This is a genomic window from Syntrophomonas wolfei subsp. wolfei str. Goettingen G311, from assembly GCF_000014725.1.
In the GTDB taxonomy this organism is placed as follows: Bacteria; Bacillota; Syntrophomonadia; order Syntrophomonadales; family Syntrophomonadaceae; genus Syntrophomonas; species Syntrophomonas wolfei.
Genome location: NC_008346.1, coordinates 1,073,435 through 1,088,026 on the forward strand (window position 1 = coordinate 1,073,435; position 14,592 = coordinate 1,088,026).

Below are 14,592 nucleotides of genomic sequence, written 5' to 3' on the forward strand. Positions count from 1 at the left end.
CTTGTTTTATTAGCCCGCCATAGGCGGGCTTTTATTTGACCCCATTTTTCCTTTTAGTCCCGGCGTATTAATTAGTAAGAAAAGTGAGGAGTGAGGGGTGATCATACGAAAACCACTGGCATTAATGTGGTAATCTAAATACATGAAGTTCCCATGGGCTTAGCGAGTTTAAAGCTTTAGCTCGGGTTAAATTAATTGCTGAAGCATTTGCTCACGGGACTAAGAAAAGACGCAGGAGTAAATCAATATGCCGGTTACCGGGGTATCAGAACTGGATAAACGCTTGAGACTGGTGTGGGAGAAATATGCGGCCGGGCAGAAAACAGCTGTAGATGAGATATATGATGATATAATGCCATTTTGCCTGAAAGTTTGCTCCCGGGTATCAGGTAAATTTGTAAACCCTTATGATGATGAAGCAAGCATAGCTCGCCTCGCTATTTTGGAGGCCATGGCCAGATATGAACCGGATAGAGGGAGTATTCTGCTGTTCCTGGCCCAGGTGGTTAAATCACGGGTGTTGGATCATAAACGTCGTGAAAAAAGATGGTACTCGCTTTCGTTTTCCTTACTCAAGCAAGTGGAGAACTCGGTGGATCGACAAGCCGATGATGATCTGCTGGAGATATTGAATGATATGGACCGAAAGCAAGAGATAGAGCACTTGCAGCTTATGCTGGCAGACTATGGAATAAGTTTTGCTGATCTGGTAGCAAGTAGCCCCAAACATCGAAAAACCAGAGAGGAAACCAGGCAAATTGCACTATTGTTAGCTCAAACAGAGGAGTTAAAGCAAGACTTGCGTGAAAAAAAAATGCTGCCCGTAAAGCAACTTATAGAAATGGGTCGATTCAAGCGGAAGACATTGGAACGCTACCGAAAATATATCATCGCCAGTGCCATTATATTAGCCGGCGATTTTCCCAATATTCAACCCTTTATTTTATCACGGGAATTATCCCGGGAAGGGATGGAAGAGCCCCCTTCTTGCAGGGGAATCAAAAATAGCCCTGGGAAAATGCTTTAGGGAAAGGAAGAATAGGATGTCCGGAAAGAAAGGTATAGTAATGGAAAAGGGTGAAGGTTGGGTTATTGTCTTGTTGGATAATGGAGAATATAACAAGTTTTATACCCGGGAAAATTGGGAAGTAGGACAGTTGTATCGAAGGAAGACCCCGGTTAAGATACTAGCCGTAGCCGCCGTTTTTTTGCTGGTATTCCTGGCTACTCTGGACTTTTTCACCGTGCTTACCTATGCCCGGCTATCAACTGGGGTAGAATTGGGTTTCAACCGCTGGGATCGGGTAGTTAAAATAACCGCCCAGGATGAAAACGCCAAAGCAATAGTAGCCGGTCTGAATCTGAAGGGGGCAACGGCGGAAACGGCTGTTGCCGAGGTGCTTAAAAAATCGCTTAATGACAATAAAGGGTTGAGAGATAGTCAGGCTGCCACTTATTCCCTGGAAATGAAGGGAAAGGTCCAGGATGAAGATAGAGACAGACTCTGGCAGAAGATGGATAGAGGAGTAAATAAAGCCATAAAGCAACAGAAAGGACAGGAATATAGTTGGAAAGTGGTGGGGAAAAACAAGAAGATGCTTGTGCCTCAGACCAAAGCATTACCAGTGAAGTCCCGTGGATTCACAAGCGAAACGCCGCAAACTGAGTCAAGAGCCAGGGCCATAATTGAGAATAACGGTCAGGCAAAAAGTGAGGCAAAAGGCAGGATGAAAAGTGGGTTTGAAGCTAAAGCCAAAAATGAGTTAAAAAAAGACGAAATAATGGATGAGATAAAAGATGAAACAAAAGATCGCGGAAATAAGCCAGAGGAGATAAAGTATTCCGAGCCGGAGAAGAGAGAAGAAGGGGTTCCCTCTTTTACAGATAAAGACAAGAACATCAAGCCTGAGGGAACAACGGAGTCAGGTTTTAACAAAAATAATTCAGCTAATAGTGAAGGTACAGAAATTAAGGACAAAAATAAGGCTGAGAAGAAGATTGAGAATAAGGATAAGGAAAAGGACAAAAACAAGGACAAAGCTAAAGATGAGGCAAAAGATAAAGATAAGGATAAAAAAGAGGATAAATACCGGGGGCGGAACCAGGAGCTTAAATCGCCCGGGATGAACACCCCTGACTCTAATTCTTCAGGTAAGAACAAGATTGAGCGGCCGTAGGAAGAAAATTCCCCTGCGAAGCCCCTTATTCTGCATTTAAAAACTGCCTGTAGAAGCAGCTTCTAAAGCTTTTGACTGAGCTGACGGAAGATTATATCCGCCAGACCGGTGGAGTTGCTTTTACTTATTTCTTTAGCATATTCTTCAAAGAGCATGGATTCCCATAATTCAGTGGCATAGCTGTGACCGGTAAAATCTGATTTGGGGATGGTGTTACGCATGGACTGCAGTATCTGGTTTAAAAAAACTGACTCCAGTTCCTGGCAGGACTTATAAAGTTTAGCCTGGTCCTTTTTGTTCTGAGCATATTCTAACTCCCGGGCAAATTTTCCGGCCTGGCTTTGTTCTTTGTTAATGTTTATTTGATTTTGCTCCAGGCCCATGCTTATGGGTGAGGAGGCAGTCGTATGGTCTACTCGCATTCTAATATTTCCTTTCTAACCACCCATGGCCCAAGGCCCACAACCACCGATGAAAAGTGAGTTAGTAGAGGTTTGAATAGTAAGATGTAGTATAAAATAAATTAACCCCTCACCCCTTACTCCTCACTTTCCTTTCTAAATCCCTTTAATTAGGGAATACAACCGGTGAAAATAAGTCATTGTAAGAAGATTTTGACGCTGCAACCTTAATAGTAACACCGCAGGGTGGAACAGCAGGAGTACCCGCTTGATATATCAGAAGAACCGTTTCCATGATATATTAGCGGCGCAGGTTGGCTGCTGTCTGCAACATCTCATCTGAGGATATGATAACTTTGGAATTAATTTCATAGGCCCGCTGGGCGGTAATCAGGTTTACCATTTCCTCGACAATCTGCACATTGGACATTTCCAGGTAACCCGCTTCCAGGGATACGCTGTTGTCACTATCGGGTTGCCATTCTTCCGCTTCGCCCGAGTTGGGTGTGGCCCGGTAGAGATTTTTGCCTATTTTCTGCAGGCCCGCAGGATTGATAAACTTAAAAAGCTTAAGCTGTCCCGCTTCCTCCGGCGTCTCTTGCCCGGGTATCATGTAGCTAATCTTGCCATCACTGGCAATTTGAATATCATAGGCCCCCTCATCAAAAGTCCCGGCTCCTTCCAGGAGATTGCCATCGGCAGTTACCAGTTGCCCATTAGCATCAATTTTAAAAGCACCATCCCGGGTATAAAGAAGTTCGTCATTTCCTGCCACCTTAACCCCGAAAAAGGCTGTTCCATTTATGGCTACATCCAGCGGATTCTCGGTTGCCTGCAGGTTGCCGGTATTAAAAATGGTGTTGATGGCGGCAGGTTTTACCCCGAGCCCCACCAGCAAACCAACCGGTTCATTCCGATCCTCATCTGCTGCCGGGCGTCGGATGGTCTGATAAAGTAGATCCTGGAATTCAAGCCGTTGCTTTTTAAAACCTACGGTGTTTACATTGGCCATATTATGGGATAAGGTGTCGATGTTGAGTTGCTGGGCGTACATGCCTGAGCTGGCAGTATAAAGAGACCGCATCATAAGCGCTATTCCTCCCAAAAATAGAATTAGGAAACGACAGCACATCAATCGTTCTGTGCTGTGACGGGCCTCTCCAGGTGAGTCCAGCCCGTATGAAAATTAGTTTATCATTAATTTTATCGAAGAGCTGGGAAAAAACCTTGAGCATTTTCGTAAATAATTTGGTTTTTTCTGCTGACTATGTAACAAGACAGGGGAGAGAGCAACGGAAACATTTCCGGCTGTATTTCATATATTAGAATTGTACACAGTTGGTAGATTGCTTGAGCAGTTGTCGTTGGAATCTGCAAGCATGGAGTTGCTTAGGTGGTCAGTATATTAGCTAAATCGAATAAAGCAGCCTGATTTTTTGGGAATTAGCATTATATGGAGAGGTAAAAAGTCTGAAGGGGATTCCTTCATGACCTTTTGCGTTTCAAGAAAGGAATGGTTCAACAATGATTAAAGTGTCGGATTTAAGAGCCCGGGATGTGGTAAACATCCTGGATGGTAAGAAGTTGGGCAATATTATTGATATAGACCTGGATCTGGACAACGGTAAGGTTACTTCCTTGATTTTGCCCGGACACAATCGCCGCTATAGTTTTTTTTCACGCCGGGAAGAACTAGCGGTACCCTGGAATAAGATTGTCAGAATAGGCCGGGATGTAATCCTGGTGGAAATGCCGGTAGCTAACGAGATTGACCCCTACCGGAGGGATTACCTCTTGGATGAAGAACATCTGTAAAGACCCGGCAAATGCACGCTTAAAGCTTGAATTCTATCTTGCTTTTGTTCATAATAAGGGCAGGCAGGACTTGGTCTTCAAGGGGTGATGAATAAGTGCGCTGTCCTTATTGCCAGGAGTTCGAAAGCCGGGTGGTTGATTCCCGCTCCGGTGATGATGGTTCCTTTATCCGCAGGCGGCGTGAGTGCAATGCTTGCAAGAGAAGATTTACCACCTATGAAAGGCTGGAAGAGAGAGGCCTGTTGGTAATAAAAAAAGGTGGCAACCGGGAAGCATTTGACCGGAAAAAAATACTTGATGGTATTGCCCGGGCTTGCGAAAAGCGGCCGGTCAGTATGGAAGAAATGGAAAACATGGTAGCCAGCATCGAAAGAGAATTAAGAGATCTTTATGAGCATGAGGTCAGCAGCAAGGCTATCGGTGAAATGGTTATGGACAGGCTGCAACGCAGAGATGAAGTAGCTTATGTTCGTTTTGCCTCAGTATACCGGCAATTCACTGATCTGAATAGTTTTATCAAGACCATTGACCAACTTAAACAAAGGTAGAAAAAGAAAATGCAGGATATTATTTTCCTGCATTTTCCGATTCCAGAAGATCACGGGCCTCATCTACCATCTCTTCAGGCACTGCAATAATCACTTCGGCCAATGGTCCGGTAGTAAAAGGGAACTGAGGTATTTCGCGTCGTGATATTCTAACCGGGATACCATAGAACTTGAGCATGCTTTCAATCACTATATCATCGGGAGGATAGACTTTGCTGATGGTAATCCAGGAATTTACCTGCTTGTCGGATAGGCGCTGCAGGGGTCCAAGACCTTTCTCATGGCTGTTGCTGTCGGGAGAATCCATCATTAATGCACCTCCTATTAATATTCTATGCTAAAATTAAAAAATCAACAAACAGAGCTAACGGGAATAATTATCTGTGTTTAGGATGGAGGTGTCAAGATGCAGAATGCCAAAATCCTGGTAGTAGATGACGAAACTCATATCGTTGAACTGGTAAAATTCAACCTGGAAAAAGAAGGGTATAGGGTGGCTGTGGCCTATGATGGGCAGTGTGCTCTGGAAATGGTTAAAGATGCCCCGCCTGATCTAATATTGCTGGATATAATGCTTCCCCAAATGGATGGCCTGGAGGTATGTCGAACTTTGAAACAACATTCAGAGTACAAGACTATTCCGATAATAATGCTTACTGCCAAAGGGGAGGAGATAGATACTATTCTAGGTCTGGAAATGGGGGCTGATGATTACATTAAAAAACCGTTCAGCCCCAGGGAAATGGTTGCCCGGGTTAAAGCCCGGCTCCGGGCCTTGCGTATCCTCAAGGCGGAAAAGGCCATGGGCCAGAAAGCCTATGTTTTTAAGGAGTTGACCGTTGTTCCCGAAAAATATGAAGCCTTTATTGGTGAAGAAAAGCTGGAGCTGACTCCCAAGGAATTTGAGCTTTTACGGCTAATGGCATCGAATCAGGGTAAAGTTTTCACTCGGGAAGTATTGCTGGAGAAAGTTTGGGGCTATGAATTCTCGGGAGATACCCGAACGGTTGATGTCCATATCCGCCATTTAAGGCAGAAGCTAGGGGATGATTCTACTTATCCTGACTATATTGAGACGGTTAGAGGTGTAGGATACCGTTTTGTAGAAGGACAGGCCAAAAGCTAGAAAGGTGAGTTGAAATGGACATTGCCCAGGAGAAGAGAATGATGCAGTCCATTTTGAGCTGTATGGTTGATGGGGTACTGGTACTTAATATTGATGGGTGCATTATTCAGGCCAACAAGGCAGCAGAAAGCCTGTTTCTGGTACGCGAGGGTGTATTGTTGGGGAAGCGTTTAACCCAGATAAGCGAAAACCGGGAAATCAGCGATATGATTGACGAAGTACTGACAACCGGGAATGAAAGCTTTACTGAAACTACTATCAGCCCCAGTACCTTAGTTTTTCGGGTTCATGCTGTTCCCAGGAAGGATCACCATGAGAGAATTGAAGGTGCTATCGTAGTATTCCATGATGTTACCGATGCCCGCAATTTTGACCAGATTAGATCGGCTTTTGTGGGTAATGTGTCCCACGAACTCAGAACCCCTTTGACTTCTATTAAAGGTTTTGTGGAAACGCTTTTGGATGGTGCCATGGAAAACAGTGATACCTGCAGGCGTTTTCTATCTATTATTGATACCGAAACCAACCGCTTGACCCGTCTGATTGAGGATCTCTTAACCTTATCCTCAATTGAATCCCAGGAACGCATAGTATATTTGAAACCGGCTTGCCTTTTGCGTTCTATTCGCAATGTAATGAATATGTTTGGACCACAGATTAGTGAAAAAAGCCTGCATGTTGAATTTATACACCCCTATCCCATGCCACTGATTCAAGCTGATGAGGATTTGCTGGGCCAGGTATTTATCAATCTTCTGGATAATGCCATAAAATATACTCCCCGACAGGGAAAAATCGTAATCCAATGCCAACGGCGGGACAGCCGTATTATCACAACCGTAAAGGATAGCGGCATGGGGATTCCTCACGAGAGTTTGCCCCGGGTTTTCGAACGATTCTACCGGGTTGACAAAGCTCGCTCCCGACAGCAAGGGGGAACCGGTTTAGGTTTATCCATAGTCAAACATATTGTGGAATCCCATGGAGGAGAGGTGTTTGTGGATAGTGAGATTGGCAAGGGCTCCACTTTTGGGGTAAGCTTCCTGGTAATCTAGCTTTTCCATCCTCCAGCATGACAGCAAGGCCTAAAATATGCTATTATCACATAAGGTCCTAAATACTGTCTTAGCTGGGATCAGGGAAGATGACTTGCACCCGGGGGTGATATGATTATGGAAAAGATAAAAAATAACTGGGAAAGCATAAAGAACAAGATAGAGCAGGCAGCGTTTAAGAGCGGCCGGAAAGCCAGCGAAGTTACCCTGGTAGCGGTCAGTAAAACCGTGGATATCGAGACAGTTAGGCGGGCACATAGTCTGGGAATAAATGATTTTGGAGAAAACCGGGTAAACGAGTTATTGAGCAAAAGGGAGAGCCTGCCCGGTATTAACTGGCATTTGATTGGGCGATTACAAACTAATAAAGTTAAGGATATTGTGGGAAGAACCACTTTGATTCACTCGCTGGACCGCTGGAGGCTGGCTCAGGAATTGGACAAGAGGGGATTGGTGTTGGAGCAAGAGGTGCCGGTTCTGATTCAGCTGAATATATCCGGGGAAGAGCAAAAGGCTGGTTTTAAGCCGACGGAACTGGGAGAAGTACTGGCCGCTGCCGAACAGTTCAAGGCTCTGCGCATTTATGGCTTGATGACCATGGCCCCGCTGGATCCTGACCCGGAAAGAGCCCGGCCGCTGTTTAGAGAATTATTTCAACTGCGGCAAAAGTTTATCGATAGGAATTATAAGAATGTGAATCTGAAGTATTTATCCATGGGGATGTCCCAGGATTATGCTGTGGCTATTGAGGAAGGCGCCAATCTGGTTCGGATTGGCAGTGCCCTGTTTCACTAAAGGGTCTATGGTTTCATATGTAAAGGAGGCTTAAAAATGGGTGTAATGGATGGACTGTGGAGATGGTTAGGAGTGGAAAGAGAAGAGGTAAGAGAGGAAATCATCGAATTGCCAGCTTATAGTGAAGAAAACCAGCGGGGTCCGACCAATGTTGTCAGCATACATAGCAACAAGACCTTTAAAGTGGTGGTATGCGAACCCGAAAGCTTCGATGAGGTGCAGGTATTGGCAGATCACTTGAAAAGCAGGAAACAGTTGATTTTGAACTTTGACAATACCCCTCCCGAGGTTTCCCAGCGGATTATTGATTTTATCAGTGGGACTACCTATTCACTGGAAGGTCATAGCCAGCAATTAGGGAAGAATATATTTATCTTTACCCCCAGCAATGTGGAAATAGCTAAAGACCACCGCTCCCTCATGCGCAAGCATGGATTCGCCAATCCTTTCGGGGGTGAGAAATAGTGTTGCGAAGCCTGGGGCTGATTGGTTGTGGGAAAATGGCTTATGCCTTGATGAAGGGGATAGGGGGTGCTGAGTTTCTGGGTTTTGATTCTCTGCTGGTAAATGATATTGACCCGGAAAGGGGAGTGCTGTTTCAAGAGGAGTTTAATGCCGTTCCAACGGAAGCCGCAGAAGTTTTGCAATCCAGTCGCGTAATAATCCTGGCAGTAAAACCACAGCAGGTAAGGATGGTCCTGGATGCCAACCGGGCTTTGTGGACTACGGAGCATCTCTTGATATCACTGGCTGCCGGTATTAAAACCGGAAGCTATGAGAATGAAATAGGCCTGCATTTGCCGGTGGTAAGAGTAATGCCCAATACCCCCTGCCTGGTGGGACAGGGAGTATCAGCCATCTCACCTGGGCGCTACGCTACCGATAAGAATCTTCAGCTGGTTGCAAAAATGTTTGAGCAACTCGGTACTTGTGTTATGGTGGAAGAAAAACATATGGATGCCATTACTGCTATATCGGGAAGTGGTCCCGCCTATGTCTTTTTGGTGGTGGAGTCCCTCATGAATGCTGCTCTCCAGGTAGGATTAGATTTAAAGCTGGCGCGACAACTGGTAGTGAATACCGTTAAAGGCAGCATGGAGATGATGGAGCAAAGTGGGGAACATCCCGCGATCTTACGGGAACAGGTTTGTTCACCCGGGGGCACGACTATAGCGGGCATACGCCAACTGGAAGAAAACGGATTGCGCCGAGCATTTTTTCAAGCGGTTGAAAAGGCTTATGAGAGATCAATCGAGTTGGGTAAAGATTAGTAAGAAAAGTGAGGAGTGAGGGGTTTAGTTATTTCCCACTACATCTTGTCATTCAAGCACCTACTAACTCACTTTTCATCGGTAGTTGTGGCCCCCGGGCCATGGGGGGTTAGTGAGGTATTAAGACAGGGAGGAATATGAGCATTGGCTATTTATCAGATTGTACAGATTGTCAATATGGCTTTCAATGTGCTGGTATGGTTGATAATCGCGCGCTGTATTTTATCGTTTGTTAGGCACAATCCCTACCAACCTTTAATTAAGTTTGTTTACGATGTTACAGAGCCGATTATGGCTCCTTTCCGCAGGCTTATTCCTGCTGCCGGCGGGCTGGATTTTTCCCCCATTATCGCTGTCCTGGCGGTTACTTTGATACAAAAAATAGTGGTTGAATTACTATATGCTTTAGTGTAAAGGAGATTTTTGATGCCTGGCAATTATGTAGAACTGCTGGCTCCGGCGGGCAGGTGGGATGTTCTGGAGCAGGTAGCTGCAGCAGGTGCAGATGCGGTTTACCTGGGGGGCAAACGCTTCAATATGCGTATGTTGAGGCAAGACTATAATTTTTCCGATCAGGAACTGCGGGATGCAGTCGATTTTTTACATCAGCAAGAGAAAAAAATCTATATAACCTTAAACAATCTTTATTATGATGCAGAACTAAACGAACTCAAGGATTATTTATTCTTCCTGCAGGATATCGCAGTTGACGCCTTAATAATACAGGACATGGCCGTGTTAGATCTGTACCGGGAACTGCAGCTGAACTTGCCCTTACATGCCAGTGTACAGATGGGTATAGCCAATCTGCAAGCGGCTCGTTTTTTGGAGGAGCAGGGTTTTAGCCGGGCTATATTATCCAAGAATCTTTCTTTGGAGGAAATCCAAGAAATTCATACCGGCTCGAAACTGGCCCTGGAATTCTTCGCTTTTGGCGACCTTTGTATCGCCCATGCCGGGCAGTGTTATATGAGCAGCCTGGTAGCTGGTGAAAGCGGTAATCGAGGGCGCTGTTTGAAGCCCTGTCGCTGGCCCTACCGCCTGGAGGGGGCGGGGAAGAGCGAGATTACGGCCTATTACCTGGCCCACAATGATCTATGTCTTTATCCGCAGCTCTCAGCTTTACTGGCAGCCGGGGTTACTTCCCTGAAAATAGAAGGCCGCATGCGCAGTGGAGAATACCTGGCTCATATTATTGGGATATATCGCCAGGCCCTCGACAAGATAATGGAAGACCCTGAAGCTTATAAGATTAATGAAGAGGACTACCAGAAGCTAACGGAAACACGAGTACGGGACTTCTGCAGCGGCAATCTTTTTAGCCGGCCGGGAATTGAATCCATTGGACTGAGTGGAGAAAGGGAACCCCTCTTTCCTACCCGGGCCGTGAAATTGAAAAAACTGGCCACCAATGAACCCCCCGAAGTCACGGAAGGTCCGGGAATTGCCTTGCTGGAGCAGCAGCCTTGCTGGAGGGTTAAAATTGGCGATTTTAAGAGTCTGGAAGCAATGGCGGCTCTGGGAGTAAAACGACTTATACTGGAATATGCAGCCGATAATCGCTGCCCCTCAGGCTGGAGACCGGAGGAGATAAAGGCGGCTTTGTCCATGGTGGTTGGCAGTGATATAGAAATATGGGTGGAGACACCCCGGATAGTTAGCCAAAGTGAATTAGGGATGATGGAAGAGGACTTGCGGACCATAAGCCAGCTTTCCGGTCTGAGTGGCTTTATTGTGAACGAGCCGGGAAGCTTTCGTCTACTCCAGAGCCTGGGACAGGCTATCTGGGGTGGTCATGGTCTAAACACAAGTAATTACCGGGCAGCGCGTTTCTGGCGGAAACAGGGTATGAGCGGCGTCACTGCCTCCCTGGAATTGGAGTGGAGCAGGGTCAAATCTTTACTTAGCCAGGTAGAGGAAACGGAACTGCTGGTTCATGGTCCTCTTGCCGGAATAATTACTGATTTGTGCCTCCCCCGGGCGGTACAGCCAGCTGCTGCCAATGATGTCGGTGAAGACTGTCCGCTTCACTGCTTGCAGGAGGATTATTATTTACAGGATGAGTGGGGGCAAAAATATCGGGTACGGGCTGATGGCAGTTGCCGAAACCAGATATTTTATCCCTATGACCTGGCTCTTATTCAGCGGCTTCCGGAACTGCTTATAGCCGGACTTAAATATTTGCGGATTGACGGACAATATTATCCGGCTGAATTGCTGAAGCAAACAGTTGGGCTTTATATGGAAACAGCGCAGGACTTGCAGGCAGGGAAATGGAATCCTGAACGAGTCGGCAGCTTACTCAAACTCTTTCCTGCCGGGCTTGGCAGCTCGCCTTTGTTTGCTGAAAAGGATTAAAGTACAATCTTTAAGCAACTTTAGGGATTTATGCAGTGGCCCCCCAGCTACTCAGCGTATTGATAAATATCGTGAATCAATAAGCTTCAGTGCCGGGTGAAAAGTGAGTTAGTAGGTACTTTAGTAATAAGAATAATAGGATACTTTAACTCTCACCCCTTACCCCTCACTTTTCTTATCAATCCTTTGTTATTTTACAGTAATTTGAATCAGGGAGGCTTGCTTATATGATTACTGCCATGGAAATACGCAACCAGCAATTCCCCAAGTCGCTGCGAGGCTTTAACCAGGATGAAGTGAAAAAATATCTTTTAAACTTGGCCCAGGATTATGAAAGCCTGTACAGTGAGAACGCCAGCCTTAAAGAAAAGATTCAAAACCTGGAATATGAACTGAGCAAATACCGCAAGCTGGAAGAAACCATGAACAATAGTCTTATACTGGCCCAGCAGACTGCCGAAGACTTGAAATCCAGTGCCCGCAAAGAAGCCGATCTGATGTTGGAGGAATCTAAAAAACGCATAATTGAAGTAATGATGGTATATCAGGAAATAATAAAACGAATGAACATATTCAATGTGGAGTTGAAATCCCAGGTAAGTGCTGAATTAGAACTTCTGGAAAAGAATCAGAAAAAGATTGAAGAGCTATCTAATTTTTTTTATAGTAAGGATTTCAAAGAAGTAATGGAGAGTTTGGAAAAGGTAAACCTGAAGGAATAAGTCTATGAATAAGCCTTTAATAAGAACGGAAAGAAATGGCGACTGGCTCCGCTTTGGAGTCAAGGTGCAGCCGCGCTCGTCCCGCAATCAAATTGTGGGCGAACATGAAGGCGATTTAAAAATCAAAGTCATGGCTCCGCCGGTAGAGGGCGCAGCCAACCAGGCCCTGCAAAAGTTTCTGGCTGAGTTGTTCAAGTTGCCCAAAAAGGATATCCGCATCGTCCGGGGCGAGACCTCCCGCCATAAAATTGTTGAAATTCGAGGAATTGAAGCCGAAAAGCTGCTTGCTTTTATCCCCCAGATAACAAAGTGAGGGGTCAAGGATTTCCTACTACACCTTGCTGTTCAAACACAACTGCAAATCACTTTTCACCAGTGCTCTTGTTTTTGAAACCTGGGATGTATGTTCGAAAATATTATTAAAAAACATTCCTGTTTCCCTTCTTTACGCATTAGCTTCTATAAGGTTTTTGCTTTTTCGGGTAAGGATCGAGATTAGCATAGAGACTAAAATTAATCCAGCACCGAACATCGCCCGGTGGGATAGAATTTCCTCTGCCCACAAGTAACCGGCCAGGGCTGCGAAAATTGGCTCAGTAGTTAAAACTATAGCAATACGGGTAGGTGTACTGTATTTTTGCAGAGCATTTTGCAGTAGGAAGGCCAGTGAAGTTGCGAAAACGGCAGTGATAAAAAGAGCAGTTAAAAGGTTGGCGGAAAAATGCTCGGGCCACGGTTCGTTTATTAGTCCAATCAGCAAGGATAAGATACCCACAAATAAGATTTGCACTGCGGTTATAGCAATGGCATTATGCTGGTGCGAATAGCGGTCAACAAAGATAATATGAAAAGCAAAGCCAAAGGCACAGATGAGCACCAGGAAATCACCATAAGCCAGCGAAAAAGAGTTGCGGGGGAAGGACAAGAAAAACAGGCCGGTAGCCGCCAGGATCACGGTAATTGTAGTACTGACAGTTGGCCGTTGACGGTAAAGCAGAGAAAAGATTATAGGAACCAGAACCACGCTGATTCCGGTGATAAAACCAGCGTTGGTGGAGGTCGTATATTTTAAACCAATGGTTTGAAAGACATAACCAATAAAAAGAAACAGGCCTAAAAGCCCTCCGGCGAGCAAGGTATGGCGATTGGTTTTTTTTATACAGGGAAAAGACAATATGAGCAGTATTAAAAAAGCCAGCAAAAAACGCAGGCCCAGGAAGAGAAAGGGGCCGATTTCCTGCAAGGCGTTTTTTACTACCACAAAAGTGCTGCCCCAGATAGCTGCTACTAAGAGCATACTCACTTCCGCCTGCATACGTTTTTTTGCCGCTGACATAATCCAATACCTGCCTAACTTTTTTTACTTACTAACCAGCCATGGCTGGGGGCTACAACCACCGATGAAAAGTGGGTTAGTATGAACCCGCTATGCCTGCCCCACACTGGTTCTATCACCACATTTTAACCAATAAGCCTGAATGAGTCAAAGAACCTTCTTCATATATGGGGACGGTACTCTTATGGGGACGGTACTCCTGATATATCGTAATATATCAAAAGACCCGTCTCCATGATATACCTTGTCAGCAGGGCTCTGCATTGTATAATAAAATGAAGGGTTGAAGGGTCAGGAGGTTAGAATTGCAGCGTAGTATTGAGATAATTAAGTGTTTAAAAAAGGAATATCCTGAGGCCGGCACTCTGCTCCAGCATAGCAGTCCCTTTCAATTTATGGTGGCGGTGGTTCTTTCGGCACAGAGCACCGATGAACAGGTAAACCGGGTTACGGCGGAGCTGTTTGCTGATTACGGAACCCCTGAAGCTCTAGCGGCAATCGATTTGTCTCTATTAGAAGAGAAGATTCGGGGAGTGGGGTTGTACCGGAACAAAGCCCGTCATCTCAAAAAGATGGCGCAAATAATAGTGGAGCAATACCAGGGAGAGGTGCCTTCCGATTTCGATGAATTATTGAGCCTTCCCGGTGTAGGGCGCAAGAGTGCTAATGTGATAAGGTCGGTAGTGTTTAAAAAACCCGGTCTGGGCGTGGATACCCATGTACACCGGGTGGCCAACCGCCTGGGCTTGGTGAACAGCAAGCTCCCTGAGCAGACGGAAAAAGCCTTGAAAGAGCAAATTCCGGAAAAATGCTGGAGCGAAGCCCATCATCTTTTGATTTTCCACGGGCGTCGGATTTGCCAGGCCCGCAAGCCGCAGTGTAATAATTGCGTATTAGAGGGGCTTTGCGAGAAAAGGTTCGAGAAGTAGGCCAAGGAACAGGGATAGAGCTAAAAAACCCGGCAGAAGTTGTCTTGCTTGCAGCTATA

General features: G+C 45.6%; 18 protein-coding genes. 14 read left to right on the forward strand and 4 right to left on the reverse strand.

Features of this window, described 5'->3' with window-relative positions:
* The first annotated feature begins 247 nt into the window (after nt 1–247).
* Complete coding sequence (sigI, locus tag SWOL_RS04795) at nt 248–1,027, forward strand: RNA polymerase sigma factor SigI (protein ID WP_011640364.1); 780 nt, start codon at nt 248–250, stop codon at nt 1,025–1,027.
* Nucleotides 1,028–1,043: 16 nt separating this feature from the next.
* A complete protein-coding gene (locus tag SWOL_RS04800) occupies nt 1,044–2,177 on the forward strand; it encodes an anti-sigma-I factor RsgI family protein (protein WP_011640365.1) in 1,134 nt (377 codons plus the stop codon).
* A gap of 62 nt (nt 2,178–2,239) precedes the next feature.
* Here the strand turns inward: SWOL_RS04800 and SWOL_RS04805 are convergent, their stop codons facing one another.
* Together SWOL_RS04805 and flgG are read right to left on the reverse strand one after the other, a co-directional pair.
* Nucleotides 2,240–2,599, reverse strand: a complete 360-nt coding sequence (locus tag SWOL_RS04805; protein ID WP_011640366.1) for a rod-binding protein — start codon at nt 2,597–2,599, stop codon at nt 2,240–2,242.
* 280 nt (nt 2,600–2,879) lie between these two features.
* The gene (gene flgG, locus SWOL_RS04810; protein WP_011640367.1) at nt 2,880–3,665 is read right to left on the reverse strand and encodes a flagellar basal-body rod protein FlgG; all 786 of its coding nucleotides are present in this window, start codon (nt 3,663–3,665) and stop codon (nt 2,880–2,882) included.
* A gap of 437 nt (nt 3,666–4,102) precedes the next feature.
* On the opposite strand from flgG, the gene SWOL_RS04815 reads away from it, so the two are divergent.
* Both SWOL_RS04815 and nrdR read left to right on the forward strand, forming a co-directional pair.
* The gene (locus tag SWOL_RS04815; RefSeq protein WP_011640368.1) at nt 4,103–4,393 is read left to right on the forward strand and encodes a YlmC/YmxH family sporulation protein; all 291 of its coding nucleotides are present in this window, start codon (nt 4,103–4,105) and stop codon (nt 4,391–4,393) included.
* 95 nt (nt 4,394–4,488) lie between these two features.
* Nucleotides 4,489–4,941, forward strand: coding sequence for a transcriptional regulator NrdR (gene nrdR, locus SWOL_RS04820; RefSeq protein ID WP_011640369.1), 453 nt, complete (start codon nt 4,489–4,491; stop codon nt 4,939–4,941).
* Nucleotides 4,942–4,960: 19 nt separating this feature from the next.
* On the opposite strand, the gene SWOL_RS04825 is transcribed toward nrdR, so the two are convergent.
* Complete coding sequence (locus tag SWOL_RS04825; protein ID WP_011640370.1) at nt 4,961–5,251, reverse strand: hypothetical protein; 291 nt, start codon at nt 5,249–5,251, stop codon at nt 4,961–4,963.
* Between the two features lie 96 nt (nt 5,252–5,347).
* Between SWOL_RS04825 and SWOL_RS04830 the strand changes: the two genes are divergently transcribed.
* The 9 genes from SWOL_RS04830 to SWOL_RS04870 all read left to right on the forward strand — a co-directional run bounded on the left by SWOL_RS04830 (nt 5,348) and on the right by SWOL_RS04870 (nt 12,581).
* Nucleotides 5,348–6,067, forward strand: a complete 720-nt coding sequence (locus tag SWOL_RS04830; RefSeq protein WP_011640371.1) for a response regulator transcription factor — start codon at nt 5,348–5,350, stop codon at nt 6,065–6,067.
* A gap of 38 nt (nt 6,068–6,105) precedes the next feature.
* Nucleotides 6,106–7,122 (forward strand): sensor histidine kinase, encoded by a 1,017-nt coding sequence (locus SWOL_RS04835; RefSeq protein ID WP_242649365.1) that lies wholly within the window; start codon nt 6,106–6,108, stop codon nt 7,120–7,122.
* Between the two features lie 117 nt (nt 7,123–7,239).
* A complete protein-coding gene (locus SWOL_RS04840; RefSeq protein ID WP_011640373.1) occupies nt 7,240–7,917 on the forward strand; it encodes a YggS family pyridoxal phosphate-dependent enzyme in 678 nt (225 codons plus the stop codon).
* Nucleotides 7,918–7,953: 36 nt separating this feature from the next.
* Nucleotides 7,954–8,382 carry a cell division protein SepF gene (locus SWOL_RS04845; RefSeq protein ID WP_011640374.1) on the forward strand — a complete coding sequence of 143 codons (429 nt, stop codon included), beginning with the start codon at nt 7,954–7,956 and terminating at the stop codon, nt 8,380–8,382.
* Entirely contained in the window at nt 8,382–9,188 is an 807-nt protein-coding gene (gene proC, locus SWOL_RS04850) for a pyrroline-5-carboxylate reductase (RefSeq protein ID WP_011640375.1), read from the forward strand. The genes SWOL_RS04845 and proC overlap by 1 nt, the downstream gene beginning before the upstream one ends.
* A 144-nt stretch (nt 9,189–9,332) precedes the next feature.
* Nucleotides 9,333–9,602 (forward strand): YggT family protein, encoded by a 270-nt coding sequence (locus SWOL_RS04855; RefSeq protein ID WP_011640376.1) that lies wholly within the window; start codon nt 9,333–9,335, stop codon nt 9,600–9,602.
* A gap of 12 nt (nt 9,603–9,614) precedes the next feature.
* Nucleotides 9,615–11,546, forward strand: a complete 1,932-nt coding sequence (locus tag SWOL_RS04860; protein WP_011640377.1) for a peptidase U32 family protein — start codon at nt 9,615–9,617, stop codon at nt 11,544–11,546.
* Nucleotides 11,547–11,773: 227 nt separating this feature from the next.
* Nucleotides 11,774–12,268, forward strand: coding sequence for a DivIVA domain-containing protein (locus tag SWOL_RS04865; protein ID WP_011640378.1), 495 nt, complete (start codon nt 11,774–11,776; stop codon nt 12,266–12,268).
* Nucleotides 12,269–12,272: 4 nt separating this feature from the next.
* On the forward strand, nt 12,273–12,581 hold the full coding sequence (locus tag SWOL_RS04870) for a DUF167 domain-containing protein (RefSeq protein WP_011640379.1): 309 nt from the start codon (nt 12,273–12,275) through the stop codon (nt 12,579–12,581).
* Between the two features lie 132 nt (nt 12,582–12,713).
* Here the strand turns inward: SWOL_RS04870 and SWOL_RS04875 are convergent, their stop codons facing one another.
* The gene (locus SWOL_RS04875) at nt 12,714–13,604 is read right to left on the reverse strand and encodes a DMT family transporter (RefSeq protein ID WP_011640380.1); all 891 of its coding nucleotides are present in this window, start codon (nt 13,602–13,604) and stop codon (nt 12,714–12,716) included.
* A gap of 305 nt (nt 13,605–13,909) precedes the next feature.
* On the opposite strand from SWOL_RS04875, the gene nth reads away from it, so the two are divergent.
* Nucleotides 13,910–14,533 (forward strand): endonuclease III, encoded by a 624-nt coding sequence (nth, locus tag SWOL_RS04880; protein ID WP_011640381.1) that lies wholly within the window; start codon nt 13,910–13,912, stop codon nt 14,531–14,533.
* Nucleotides 14,534–14,592: the final 59 nt, after the last annotated feature.